The sequence below is a fragment of the Streptomyces sp. NPDC020489 genome, assembly GCF_044386545.1.
GTDB lineage: Bacteria > Actinomycetota > Actinomycetes > Streptomycetales > Streptomycetaceae > Streptomyces.
This window is the reverse complement of sequence record NZ_JBIRUZ010000008.1, coordinates 281079-293521: the sequence shown is the minus strand read 5'-3', so window position 1 is coordinate 293521 and position 12443 is coordinate 281079. Positions and strand designations below refer to the sequence as shown.

General features: G+C 72.6%; 11 protein-coding genes, 1 tRNA gene and 1 pseudogene. 5 read left to right on the top strand and 8 right to left on the bottom strand.

The genetic code is table 11. The annotated features are described in order from the left end of the window. Positions 1–70: 70 nt before the first annotated feature. A pseudogene (locus tag ACH41F_RS23625) lies at positions 71–1009 on the top strand (SUKH-4 family immunity protein); the annotation flags it as partial. A 38-nt stretch (positions 1010–1047) separates the two neighbouring features. On the opposite strand, the gene ACH41F_RS23620 reads toward ACH41F_RS23625, so the two are convergent. Beyond that, a tRNA-Cys gene (locus ACH41F_RS23620) sits at positions 1048–1122 on the bottom strand. Between the two features lie 185 nt (positions 1123–1307). Between ACH41F_RS23620 and ACH41F_RS23615 the strand changes: the two genes are divergently transcribed. Beyond that, positions 1308–2765 (top strand): MFS transporter, encoded by a 1458-nt coding sequence (locus ACH41F_RS23615; RefSeq protein WP_398837383.1) that lies wholly within the window; start codon positions 1308–1310, stop codon positions 2763–2765. Here the strand turns inward: ACH41F_RS23615 and ACH41F_RS23610 are convergent. The 3 genes from ACH41F_RS23610 to ACH41F_RS23600 all read right to left on the bottom strand — a co-directional run bounded on the left by ACH41F_RS23610 (position 2752) and on the right by ACH41F_RS23600 (position 4906). Then, on the bottom strand, positions 2752–3189 hold the full coding sequence (locus ACH41F_RS23610; RefSeq protein WP_398837381.1) for a phosphopantetheine-binding protein: 438 nt from the start codon (positions 3187–3189) through the stop codon (positions 2752–2754). The genes ACH41F_RS23615 and ACH41F_RS23610 overlap by 14 nt on opposite strands. A gap of 75 nt (positions 3190–3264) precedes the next feature. Next, positions 3265–4557: a M18 family aminopeptidase gene (locus ACH41F_RS23605; protein ID WP_391236200.1), complete on the bottom strand. Its 1293-nt coding sequence runs from the start codon at positions 4555–4557 to the stop codon at positions 3265–3267. Between the two features lie 199 nt (positions 4558–4756). Further along, the gene (locus tag ACH41F_RS23600; RefSeq protein WP_398837379.1) at positions 4757–4906 is read right to left on the bottom strand and encodes a hypothetical protein; all 150 of its coding nucleotides are present in this window, start codon (positions 4904–4906) and stop codon (positions 4757–4759) included. Positions 4907–5082: 176 nt separating this feature from the next. Here ACH41F_RS23600 and ACH41F_RS23595 point away from each other — a divergent pair, with 176 nt between their 5' ends. From ACH41F_RS23595 to ACH41F_RS23585, 3 genes are all read left to right on the top strand, one after another. Continuing rightward, positions 5083–6876: a DEAD/DEAH box helicase family protein gene (locus ACH41F_RS23595; RefSeq protein WP_391236194.1), complete on the top strand. Its 1794-nt coding sequence runs from the start codon at positions 5083–5085 to the stop codon at positions 6874–6876. A gap of 369 nt (positions 6877–7245) precedes the next feature. Continuing rightward, positions 7246–7887, top strand: a complete 642-nt coding sequence (locus ACH41F_RS23590; protein WP_391236191.1) for a helix-turn-helix domain-containing protein — start codon at positions 7246–7248, stop codon at positions 7885–7887. Between the two features lie 106 nt (positions 7888–7993). Beyond that, positions 7994–8785: a S16 family serine protease gene (locus ACH41F_RS23585; protein WP_391236188.1), complete on the top strand. Its 792-nt coding sequence runs from the start codon at positions 7994–7996 to the stop codon at positions 8783–8785. A gap of 12 nt (positions 8786–8797) precedes the next feature. Here the strand turns inward: ACH41F_RS23585 and ACH41F_RS23580 are convergent, their stop codons facing one another. Genes ACH41F_RS23580 through ACH41F_RS23565 form a run of 4 tightly spaced genes read right to left on the bottom strand, consistent with a single transcriptional unit; the run spans position 8798 to position 12435 of the window. Continuing rightward, positions 8798–9763 (bottom strand): glycine betaine ABC transporter substrate-binding protein, encoded by a 966-nt coding sequence (locus ACH41F_RS23580; protein WP_391236185.1) that lies wholly within the window; start codon positions 9761–9763, stop codon positions 8798–8800. Further along, the gene (locus ACH41F_RS23575; RefSeq protein WP_391236182.1) at positions 9760–10566 is read right to left on the bottom strand and encodes an ABC transporter permease subunit; all 807 of its coding nucleotides are present in this window, start codon (positions 10564–10566) and stop codon (positions 9760–9762) included. Before ACH41F_RS23575 ends, ACH41F_RS23580 begins: the two co-directional genes overlap by 4 nt. Then, positions 10563–11795 carry a betaine/proline/choline family ABC transporter ATP-binding protein gene (locus ACH41F_RS23570; protein WP_398837375.1) on the bottom strand — a complete coding sequence of 411 codons (1233 nt, stop codon included), beginning with the start codon at positions 11793–11795 and terminating at the stop codon, positions 10563–10565. Before ACH41F_RS23570 ends, ACH41F_RS23575 begins: the two co-directional genes overlap by 4 nt. Then, entirely contained in the window at positions 11788–12435 is a 648-nt protein-coding gene (locus ACH41F_RS23565; RefSeq protein ID WP_398837373.1) for an ABC transporter permease, read from the bottom strand. Before ACH41F_RS23565 ends, ACH41F_RS23570 begins: the two co-directional genes overlap by 8 nt. Positions 12436–12443: the final 8 nt, after the last annotated feature.

Below are 12443 nucleotides of genomic sequence, written 5' to 3'. Positions count from 1 at the left end.
GGTAAGACCACGCCGGGATCCGCCCTGCCCCGTTCGGGGACTGTGAGCTTGTACGCACGGGGGAAGAGCTATGAGCACGACCGGCGCCGCGACCGCGGTGATCACCCTGACCGACGACGACCTGGACGTTCTCGTCACGCACGCCGCGACGCGCCACCGGCCGACGGGCCCCGAAGTGCCCGCCGGGATCGGCCGGCTGGAGCGCCGCCCGCTCGCCCCGTCGCTGGAGAGGCTGGTGGGGTTCGCGTCGAGGGCGGAGGAACTGGCGGGACTGCGCGGCCGGTTCGCCTCCTGCGCCGACCGCTTCGGACCGCAGGTCGCGGCGGAGGCCGTGCGTCAGCTGCTCGCGGTCCACGAGGACGGCACGGACGGCGAGGTGCCGCCGTACTGGCTGATGACGGCGCTGATCCGGCCGCAGGCGGCGGGTCCGGGCCGGTCGTCCGGGCTGGCGCTGGACCTGCCCGCCCGGCTCCTGCACCAGGAGTTCGGCCGGGGCGAGGTGTGGCGCTTCGAGGACGTCGACCTCCCGCCGGCCCTCACCCATGAACCGACCCGCCGCTTCCTGCGCGAGACGGGCCTGCCCGAGGACGCGGTCCTCTTCCAACTGGACACGGACGCCCCGCTGTCCACCCTCGCCGAGCACCACGCGGACGAGCCCGGCGCCCGACTGCCCGCCGCCGCCGAGCATCTGATCCGGCTCGGCCGCCTCGCCGAGGACGACAGCCTGGTGATCGACGGCGCATCGGGCGCGGTCCGGCACTGGAGCGCGTCGGAGGCCACCCTCCACCCGCTGCACACCGACGTCTCCACGCTCGCGTTCACACTCTGGCTGCTGTGCCACGAGCGCGCCCTCGACGGGGGCGCGGACCACGGGCTGTCCGAGGGTCCCTACGCCCGGCTGGCGGCGACCGTGCTCCAGGTCCTGTCCGCCGTGGACCCGACCACCGGCACGGATGCCGACCGGCACCACCGGACGGAGGCGTCCCCGGACGAGGCGGGCGAGCTGCCGACGGCCTCCCGGGCCGCGGTACGGGGAGTGAAAGTGTGTGGAGGCCGTGGCGGGAATCGAACCCGCGTAAGTCGCTTTGCAGGCGACTCCCTGAACCACTCGGGCACACGGCCAAGCTGCTTGAGAAGACCGTAGGGCGCGGTCGCGGGCGGGCTCAAGGCCATCGCGGGGGCCGCAACGGGACTGCCATGCGCCGTTCACAAACCGGGGTGGGACCGCGGTCGTACGACCAAAGACCGGGGGCGGGCCCATCCACCGACAGGGGTCAAACCCTGTCGTGGCCCTTACGCTGGCGACCATGACAGCCCTCGAACCGCGCGACACCCATGCCGCGCACCTCGCCCCCGAGCCGGCCGCCGTCGACGAGGAGGGGGTGCTGGGCCGGTCGTACCGGGCGCTCAGCGTCGGGATCGTGTCCGTGGTGCTGCTGATCGCGTTCGAGGCGACCGCGGTCGGTACGGCGATGCCGGTCGCGGCACGGGAGCTGGACGGCGTCTCGCTGTACGCGTTCGCGTTCTCGGGGTACTTCACGACCAGCCTGTTCGGCATGGTGCTCGCCGGTCAGTGGTCCGACCGGCGCGGTCCGCTCGGCGCGCTGACGACGGGCATCGCCGCCTTCGCCGCGGGGCTGCTGCTGTCCGGGACGGCGACCGCGATGTGGCTGTTCATCCTGGGGCGGGCCGTGCAGGGCCTCGGCGGCGGACTCGTCATCGTCGCCCTGTACGTCGTGGTCGGCCGGGCCTACCCCGAGCGGCTGCGCCCGGCGATCATGGCGGCGTTCGCGGCCGGCTGGATCGTGCCCTCGATCGTGGGACCGCTCGCCTCGGGCGCGGTCACCGAACACCTGGGCTGGCGCTGGGTGTTCATCGGCATCCCCGCCCTGGTCGTGTTCCCGCTGGCCCTCGCGCTGCCGCAGATCAGGCGCCGGGCCGCCGGACCGTTCGACGGCACCGACACCTCCGCGTTCGACCGCCGCCGCATCCGGCTCGCCCTCGGCATCTCCCTGGGCGCCGGACTCCTGCAGTACGCCGCCCAGGACCTGCGCTGGCTCTCCCTGGTTCCCGGCGTCGCGGGCGCCGCGCTCCTCGTGCCCGCCGTGCACGGGCTGCTCCCGCGCGGCACCTACCGGGCGGTGCGCGGGCTGCCCTCCGTGGTGCTGTTGCGCGGGGTGGCCGCGGGCTCGTTCATCGCCGCCGAGTCCTTCGTCCCGCTGATGCTGGTCACCCAGCGCGGGCTGTCCCCGACGCTCGCCGGGTTCTCCCTCGCCGCGGGCGGTCTCACCTGGGCGCTGGGCTCCTGGGTGCAGTCGCGGCCCCGGGTGGAGCCCCACCGGCAGCGGCTGATGACGCTGGGCATGGTCCTGGTGGCCGCGTCCATCGCCGCCGCGCCGAGCGTGCTGATCACCGCGGTGCCCGTCTGGACCGTGGCCGTGGCCTGGGGTTTCGGCTGCTTCGGCATGGGGCTGGTGATCGCCTCCACCAGCGTGCTGCTGCTCCAGCTCTCCGCCCCGGCCGAGGCGGGCTCCAACTCCGCCGCCCTGCAGATCTCCGACGCCCTGTCCAACGTCGTCCTGCTGTCGACGGGCGGCGCCGCCTTCGCCGCCCTCGGCGGGGGCACGGTCAGCCATACGGCGACGCAGGCCACCGGCTCGCATCCGGCCGCCTTCGCCGCCGTGTTCCTGCCGATGGCGGCGGTGGCGCTGCTCGGAGCGTGGGTGACGACCCGCCTCAGGGAACGGCCGGTCAGCGAGCGGTAGCTCGGTCCGCGGGGCGCGTGAGCCGCCGTACCTCCTCGGCGAACCCCCGGACCGTCGGCTCCCGCAGCAGGGCCGCCGGCGGGATCTCCGCGGCCAGGCGCTCCCTGAGCCGGGTGACGGTCCGCACGGCCGAGGGGGAGTGTCCGCCCTGCCCACCGCGCCACCACGGCGAGGCCCGCGACCCCGGACGGACGGCTCCGAGCGCCGCAGGCTTTCCAGCGGCGACGTCCGCGGTGAGCGCGTCGAGGTCGGCGCCGGGCTCCCGGACCCGCGACTCCCGGCCCGGCAGCCGGGTCGTCGCCACCAGCCAGTCGTCCGGGGCGGGCGCGGCGAACGGCTGCCCGCTCGCCGCGCCCGCTGCCGCGTGCGGCACGATCAGCACCCGCGGTGCGGCCCGCTCCGGTGCGGCCCCCGCCAGGGTCACGTTCCTCGAGGACACCTTCCGCCTTTCCGCCGTACGCCATGGATGTGCCGGCCGGTTCCCGCGCGCCCGCGCGCCTCAGTCCGCCGCGACGAACTCCCTCAGCGCCCGGGTCAGATACCCGGGGTCCGCCGCCCCGCACAGCTCCCGCGAGGAGTGCATGGACAGCCCCGGCACGCCGACGTCCACCGTGGTCACACCCAGCCGGGCCGCGGTGATCGGCCCGATCGAGGTGCCGCAGGGCATGGTGTTGTGGGACACGAACCGCTGCCAGGGCACCTCGGCCCGCTCGGCGGCGGCGGCGAACGCGGCGTAGCCGGTGCCGTCGGTGGCGTACCGCTGGTTGACGTTGACCTTGATCACCGGGCCGCCGTTGGGCAGCGGGTGGTTGTCCGGGTCGTGCCGCTCGCTGTAGTTGGGGTGCACCGCGTGGGACATGTCGGACGAGACGCAGATCGTGCCCGCGAGGGCCCGCGCCCAGTCCTCGGCGCCGCCGCCCCGGGCGCTCACCACCCGGCCCAGGACCCGTTCCAGGAGCGGGCCCTGCGCGCCGGTCTCGGAACCGGAGCCGACCTCCTCGTGGTCGAACGCGGCGAGCACCGGGATGCGTTCGGCGTGCGCCGGCCAGGACTGCGCGACGGCGGCCAGCGTGGCGGCGCCCGCGTGCACGGAGACGAGGTTGTCCAGCCGCGCCGAGACCAGGAACTCCCGTTCCGCGCCCAGCAGTCCGGGCTTCTGCACGTCGTGCAGCATCAGGTCCCAGCCGAGCACGTCGGCCTCCGCGACACCGGCGTCGGCCGCGATCCGCCGCAGCAGCGCGCCCGGTTCGGGCCGGCCCAGCGACCACACCGGCTGGAGCTGACGCTGGCGGTCCAGGGACAGGCCCTCGTTCACCGTGCGGTCGAGGTGGATCGCCAACTGCGGTACCCGCAGCAGGGGTTCGTCTATCTTGACCAGCTTCGCGGTGCCGTCGCGCAGGGTCAGCCGGCCCGAGACGCCGAGGTCGCGGTCGAGCCAGGTGTTCAGCGGGACCCCGCCGTAGATCTCCACGGCGACCTGCCGCCAGCCCGCCGTACCGGTGTCCGGGGTGGGTTTGACCCGCAGGTTGGGGGAGTCGGTGTGGGCGCCGATGATCCGGAACGGCGTGTGCGCGGGCGCGCCCTCGGGGACGTACCAGGCGAGCAGCGCGCCGCCGCGTACGACGAACCGGCCGCCGCTGTGACCGGTCCACTCCTCGGTCTCGCGCAGTTCCTCGAACCCCGCCTTCTCCAGGCGCTGCACGGCCTGTGCCACCGCGTGGTACGGCGAGGAGGCGGCTTCCAGGAAGGCGAGGAGGTCGTCGTTGTGCGTGGGATCGATGGCCTTGGTCATGCGGTGATGCCTCTCCGGGTGTGGTGGGGGGCGAGCAGCTCGCCGACGGCGCGGTCGGGGCTGTCGCACAGGTCGTCGAGGACGGACAGGGAGGAGTCGGGGATGCGCTCCGCCGAGTTCCTGTCCCACAGGTCCGCCGAATATTCGACGTATGCCCGGAAGCCGGGGGCCGGATCGCGCCGCGGTGCCGGTCCGAACGTCAGCTGCGCGTCTCGCCGGAGACGACCGCGCGCAGGATCGCCTGCTGGAGGCCGGAGGAGACCTGCGCGGAACTGGTCGCCCGCACCGGGGCCGAGACGCTCGCCGCCGCCGGGACGTGCGGTGCCCGTGTGACCTCGGTCCCACCCATGGGGGACCCGGGCCTGTCCGCACGTTGACACCGCCGGGCCGCCGGTAGGGTGGCCCGGTTGTCATACGTAGCCGACCCGTCCGCACCGCCCAGCCGAGCCGCCCGCCCGTCACCCACCACCGCCCTACTCGACGCGCCGCGCGCGGCCCCTTTGATCCGACCCCTGTACGGAGACCGTGACTACCACCGCCGCCTCCTCCTCGCACCACCTCTCCCCGGCCTTCCCCGGCCGCGCCCCCTGGGGTACCGCCAGCAAGCTGCGTGCCTGGCAGCAAGGGGCGATGGAGAAGTACGTCCAGGAGCAGCCGCGCGACTTCCTCGCCGTCGCCACCCCCGGCGCTGGCAAGACCACCTTCGCGCTGACCCTCGCCTCCTGGCTGCTGCACCACCACGTCGTGCAGCAGGTGACCGTGGTCGCGCCGACCGAGCACCTGAAGAAGCAGTGGGCCGAGGCGGCGGCGCGGATAGGGATCAAGCTGGACCCCGAGTACAGCGCGGGTCCGCTCGGCAAGGACTACCACGGCGTCGCGGTCACCTACGCCGGTGTCGGCGTGCGGCCCATGCTGCACCGCAACCGCGTCGAGCAGCGCAAGACCCTCGTCATCCTCGACGAGATCCACCACGCCGGTGACTCCAAGTCCTGGGGCGAGGCCTGCCTGGAGGCCTTCGAGCCGGCCACCCGACGCCTCGCGCTCACCGGAACGCCCTTCCGCTCGGACACCAACCCGATCCCCTTCGTGACGTACGAGGAGGGCAACGACGGCATCCGCAGGTCGGCCGCCGACTACACCTACGGCTACGGCAACGCCCTCGCCGACCACGTCGTCCGCCCGGTCATCTTCCTCTCGTACAGCGGCAACATGCGCTGGCGCACCAAGGCGGGCGACGAGATCGCGGCCCGGCTCGGCGAGCCCATGACCAAGGACGCGATCAGCCAGGCCTGGCGCACGGCCCTCGACCCGCGCGGCGAGTGGATGCCGAGCGTGCTGCGCGCCGCCGACCAGCGGCTGACCGAGGTCAGGAAGGGCATCCCGGACGCGGGCGCCCTCGTCATCGCCTCCGACCAGGAATCCGCGCGCGCGTACGCCAAGCTGATCCGCGAGATCACCGGCACCAAGGCGACCCTGGTGCTCTCCGACGACGCCGGGGCCTCGAAGCGGATCGACGACTTCAGCGCGAGCGACGACCGGTGGATGGTCGCCGTGCGGATGGTGTCGGAAGGCGTCGACGTGCCCCGGCTCGCCGTCGGTGTCTACGCCACCACCATCTCCACCCCGCTCTTCTTCGCCCAGGCCGTCGGCCGTTTCGTGCGGTCCCGCCGCCGGGGCGAGACCGCGTCCGTCTTCCTGCCGACCGTCCCCGACCTGCTCACCTTCGCCAACGAGATGGAGGTGGAACGGGACCACGCCCTCGACAAGCCGAAGAAGGAGGGCGAGGACGACCCGTACGCCGAGTCCGAGAAGGAGATGGAGGAGGCGAACAAGGAGCAGGACGAGGACACCGGCGAGCAGGAGCAGTTCTCCTTCGAGGCGCTGGAGTCCGAGGCCGTCTTCGACCGGGTCCTCTACGACGGTGCCGAGTTCGGCATGCAGGCGCACCCGGGCAGCGAGGAGGAGCAGGACTACCTCGGCATTCCCGGGCTGCTGGAGCCCGACCAGGTGCAGCTGCTGCTCCAGAAGCGGCAGGCCCGGCAGATCGCGCACAGCCGCAAGAAGCCGGACAGCGAGGCGGACCTGCTGGAGCTGCCCGCCGAGCGGCGGCCCGTCGTCTCGCACAAGGAGATGATGGAGTTGCGCAAGCAGCTCAACACCATGGTCAGCGCCTACGTCCACCAGAGCGGCAAGCCGCACGGGGTCATCCACACCGAGCTGCGGCGGGTTTGCGGCGGACCGCCGAGCGCGGAGGCGACGGCCGGGCAGCTGCGGCAGCGGATCGCCAAGGTGCAGGAGTGGGCCACCCGGATGCGGTGACGCCGGGCGCCGGGCGCCGTGCGCCGTGCCCGTGCGGCGGCGGCGGTGGCCGCACGTCGACCCCGCCCCCGCGCTCCGTTCGGAGCGCCCCGCGCGCCGTACGTATCAGGGCAAACCCCGGCGGTCCGTACCGGCCACTGACCGGATTCTGGACGGAGCCTTCCGCTCAGCGAACCGGCTTCGCTACTGTCCCGCTACGCACACGCCCCGTGGCAGCGCCGCCGCGGAGCGCAGCCGTGAAGCGACGCGGTCCGGAGAACGCTCCGGATCGCCGGCCGATCGGCGGCCTCTGAAGCGCGTCAGCGACGGGACTCGATGACGCATCGCCGCGACAGGGCCGCCGACCTCACCACTGGAGGAGTGGGCGTCGTGACCGCGGAGACCTCTCAGACGCTCGACCGAGGACTGCGTGTCCTCAAGCTGCTGGCCGATACGGACCACGGGCTGACCGTCACCGAGCTATCCAACAAACTGGGCGTGAACCGGACCGTGGTGTACCGGTTGCTCGCCACCCTGGAACAGCACGCACTCGTACGTCGTGACCTGGGCGGCCGTGCCCGCGTCGGGCTCGGCGTGCTGCGCCTGGGCCGTCAGGTGCATCCGCTGGTGCGCGAGGCGGCGCTGCCGGCCCTGCGCGCCCTGGCCGAGGACATAGGGGCGACCGCCCACCTCACCCTGGTCGACGGGGCGGAGGCACTCGCCGTCGCCGTCGTCGAGCCGACCTGGACCGACTACCACGTGGCCTACCGGGCGGGATTCCGCCACCCCCTGGACCGCGGGGCCGCCGGCCGCGCCATCCTCTCCGCCCGCGTCCAGCCGCCGCGGGACCCCGGCTACACCCTCACGCAGGGCGAACTGGAAGCGGGCGCGAGCGGCGCCGCCGCACCCCTGCTCGGCGTCACCGGCGTCGAGGGCAGCGTCGGCGTGGTGATGCTGGCCGACTCCGTACCGGAACGGGTCGGGCCGCGGGTCGTGGACGCGGCACGGGAGGTCGCCGAGGCACTGCGGTGAGCCGCGGAGGGCGGCCCGGCCGCGACCGTACGTCCGTCGTACGCCGTCCCGCGCCCGCCCGCCCTCCCGCAACCGGCCGGAAGTCGCCGTCCCGTAGATTGACCCCGTGCTCTCTCGCCTCACACGCCCCCAGGCCGTAGCCGTCTGTGCCCTGCCCGTCGTGGCCCTGATCGCCACCGCGGCGCTGGCACCGCTGCCGTTCTCGCTGGCGCAGCCGGGCATGACGGCGAACGTCCTCGGCGAGAACAAGGGCACCCCCGTGATCACGATCTCCGGCGCGCCGACCCGGAGGACCAGCGGGCAACTGCGGATGACGACCATCGAGGCGACCAACCCGGACACCCGGGTCTCGCTCGGCGACGTGCTCGACGCCTGGTTCGACACCGACCGCGCGGTCATGCCACGCGACTCGGTCTACCCCAGCGGGCAGTCCACCCGGGAGATCGAGCGGCACAACACCGAGCAGATGAAGGAGTCCCAGGACGCGGCGACCGAGGCGGCGCTGAACTACCTGGGCCTGAAGGACGACGACGTCAAGGTCTCGCTGAAGCTGTCCGACGTGGGCGGCCCCAGCGCGGGCCTGCTCTTCACGCTGGGCATCATCGACAAGCTGGACGGCGACGGCGACGGCGGCGACCTCACCGGGGGCCGCACCATCGCCGGGACCGGCACGATCGACCCGGACGGCACGGTGGGCGCGGTCGGAGGCGTGCCCCTGAAGACCCAGGCCGCGAGGCGGGACGGGGCGACGGTGTTCCTGGTCCCGAAGGACGAGTGCGCGGACGCGCGGGCCGAACTGCCCCCGGGCCTGCGGCTGATCCCGGTGACCACGCTGAAGGGCGCGGTGAGCGCGCTGGTCGCGCTGGACTCGGGCAAGGGCTCCGTCCCGAGCTGCTGAACCCCGCGTCTCCTAGCCCTCCTTCACGAACCCCTCCTTCTTCATCCAGTCCAGCGCCACCTGGTGCGGGTCCTGTCCGTCCACGTCCACCTTGGCGTTCAGCTCCCGCGCGACCGTGTTGTCCAGCTTCCTCGTGACCGGGTCGAGCACCGTCCGGATCGCCGGCCACTTCTTCAGTGTCCGGGAGTTGATCTCGGGGGCCGCGTTGTAGTTGGGGAAGAACTTCTTGTCGTCCGCCATCACCTCCAGGTTCATGGACCTGATGCGGCCGTCGGTCGTGAACACCTCCCCGTAGGCGCAACTGCCCTTCGCCACCTGGGTGTAGATGATCCCGGTGTCCATCTGGGTGACGTTCCGCGCCGGGACGCTCATCCCGTACGCCTTCGCCATCCCCGGCAGCCCGTCGGCCCGGTTGGCGAACTCGCTCTCCACGCACAGGGTCACCGCGCCGGGATCCGACCTGGACAGCCTGGCCACGTCGGACAGGGTCCTCGTGCCGAGCTTCCTGGCGTGGGCCCGGTTCATCGCCAGGGCGTAGGTGTTGTTCAGGGACGCGGGCGGCAGCCAGGTCAGCCCGTTGCCCCGATCGGCCTTCCGCACGGCCTCCCACTGCGCGCGCGGGTCGGCGATCGGCTCGCTGTTGCCCTGGTACGTGATCCACGCGGTGCCCGTGTACTCGTACATCCCGTCCGCGTCACCGGACCTGACCGCCTCCCGCGCGCCGACGGAGCCCTGGATGCCGGTGCGGTCCAGGACGTCCGCGCCCGCCGCCTCGAAGGCGATCCCCATGATCGCGCCGAGGATCAGCTGCTCGGTGAACTCCTTGGAGGTCACGGTCAGACCGGCCCCCTTCAGCGGCTCGCCCCGGCCGATCGAGCCCGGCCGCACGTCGTCGACCATGGGGGAGCCGCTGGTCAGTCCGCACGCCGAGGCGAGGACCAGCGCGCCGGCTGCCGTCAGTACCGCGGCGGGTCTCATGTCCCCACCTCCAACCCCCGCGGCCTGAGCAGCAGTTCGGCCAGGGACGCCAGCCAGTCCACGAGGAGGGCGAGGGCGACGGTGAGGATCGAGCCGAGCATCAGCACCGGCATGCGCTGGTTGGTGATGCCGGTCGTGATCAGCACGCCCAGGCCGCCGCCGCCCCCGAAGGTCGCGAGGGTCGCCGTGCCGACGTTGAGCACCAGTGCCGTCCGTACGCCCGCGAGGATCAGCGGGACCGCCAGCGGCAGTTCGACGCGGGAGAGCACTCCCAGCGGGGACATGCCGATGCCGCGGGCCGCCTCCAGCAGGGTCGGGTCGTTGGCCTTCAGGCCCGCGACGGTGTTGGACAGCACCGGCAGCACGGCGTAGGCGACGATCCCGATCAGGGCCGCCCTGGTGCCGGTGCCCAGCCAGATCACCAGCAGGGCCAGCAGACCGATCGCCGGGGTCGCCTGGCCCATGTTGGCGACGGCCATCACCACCGGGGTCGCCGGCCGGAACGCCGTGCGGGTCAGCAGCACCCCCAGCGGGATCGCGATGATCAGCACGAAGAACGTCGAGGCCGCCGTCAGCCACACGTGCTGCCAAAGGGCCTTCGACACCTGCCCGTTCGACAGCGCGTTCTCGGAGATCGAGTCCAGGTCCGCCTGCTGGAACCACAGCCAGGTCGCCAGCAGCAGCGCCACCAGCAGGGCCGGCAGGACGGTCAGCTGCTGCCAGGTGACCCGTCGCCGCGCCGGCGCCGGCGCAGGCGCCGTCCGCTCCGTCTCCTGCTCCTCCTCCAGCTCGGGGACGGTCACGCCTTCCTCTCCCCTCCGTAGCCCTCCTGCTCGGCATGGGTGACGGCGGCTCGCGTCCGCTCCAGCTCGTGCTGGTGCTCCATGGCGTCCAGCCGGTCGGCCTCCAGCAGCTTGTGCACGGAGTTCAGCAGCGTCTCCATGTCGACGACGCCGGTGTACTCCCCGCGCCGCCCGGTCACCGCCACCCGCCCCGCGTTGTCGGTGAGCACCGCCTCCAGGGCGTCCCGCAAGGTCGCGTCCCGGGTCACCGTGTCGCGGACCAGGGTGCCCGCGCGGGCCAGCGAACCGCGCGCCCGCATCAGGTCGCCGCGCCGCAGCCACTTGTAGGGCCGGCCGCGCCGGTCGAGCAGCAGGATCTCGTTGGTGCCGCTGGAGCGGAGCCTGGCGAAGATCTCCTGGAGCGGGTCGTCGACGGTCACCGTCGGATAGTCGGTGATCCCCACGTCCCCGACCCGGGAGAGGTTCAGCCGCTTCAGGGCCGCCCCGGCGCCCACGAAACCGGAGACGAAATCGTCCGCCGGGTTGGTGAGGATCGCCTCCGGGGTGTCGAACTGGGCGATGTGGGAGCGTTCGCGCAGCACGGCGATCCGGTCACCGAGCTTGATCGCCTCGTCGAAGTCGTGGGTGACGAAGACGATCGTCTTGTGCAGCTCGTGCTGGAGCCTGATCAGCTCGTCCTGGAGATGGTCGCGGGTGATCGGGTCGACCGCGCCGAACGGCTCGTCCATCAGCAGCACCGGCGGATCGGCGGCGAGCGCCCGCGCCACGCCCACGCGTTGCTGCTGGCCGCCGGAGAGCTGGCGGGGGTAGCGGTCGTGGAACTCGCCGGGGTCGAGCCCGACCAGGTCGAGCAGCTCCTCCACCCGGTCCTTGATCCGGCTCCTGTCCCAGCCGACCATCTTCGGCACGAGCGCGATGTTCTGCGCGACCGTCATGTGCGGGAAGAGACCGGCCGACTGGATCGCGTAGCCCACCTTGCGGCGCAGCTTCACCGGGTCCATGTCGGTGACGTCCTCGCCGTTGATCCGGATGCGGCCGCCGGTCGGCTCGATCAGCCGGTTGATCATCTTGAGCGTCGTGGACTTGCCGCACCCGGACGGACCGACGAAGACGACGATCTCGCCCGCCTTGATCTCCATGGTGACGTTGTCGACGGCAGGCCGCGGATTGCCGGGATACCTCTTGCTCAGGTTCTCCAGCTCGATGGCGGCACCGGAGGCCTCAGGCACGGATCCCCCTGGGAATGGTCAGCCGTCCGATCAGGACGTACGCGGCGTCGAACAGCAGGGCCAGGACGATGATCCCGAGGGTGCCCGCGAGCACCTGGTTGAGCGCGTTCTTGCTGCCCAGCGAGGCGATCCCGCGGAAGATCTCGTTGCCGAGGCCGGGCCCGGAGGCGTAGGCGGCGATGGCCGCGATGCCCATCAGCATCTGGGTGGAGACCCGGATGCCGGTCAGGATCGGCGGCCACGCCAGCGGCAGCTCGACACGGACCAGCCGCATCGGCCGGGACATCCCGATGCCCGTCGCCGCGTCCACCAGCGCGGGGTCGACACCGCGCAGCCCGACGATCGCGTTGCGCACGATCGGCAGCAGGCCGTACAGGGTCAGCGCGATCACCGTGGGCGGCACGCCCAGGCCGACGATCGGGATGAGCAGACCGATCATGGCGAGCGACGGAATGGTCAGGATGGTCGAGGTGGCGGTCGTGGCGAGGTTCCCGGCCCAGTCGCTGCGATAGGTGACCACACCGATCAGGACCCCGATCACCGTCGCCACGACCATGCACTGGAAGACGGCGCTCGCGTGCTGGCCGGCATCCGTGAGCAGCTGCTGATGGCGGTTGCCCAGGTACTCCCAGAAGGTCACGCGGTCAC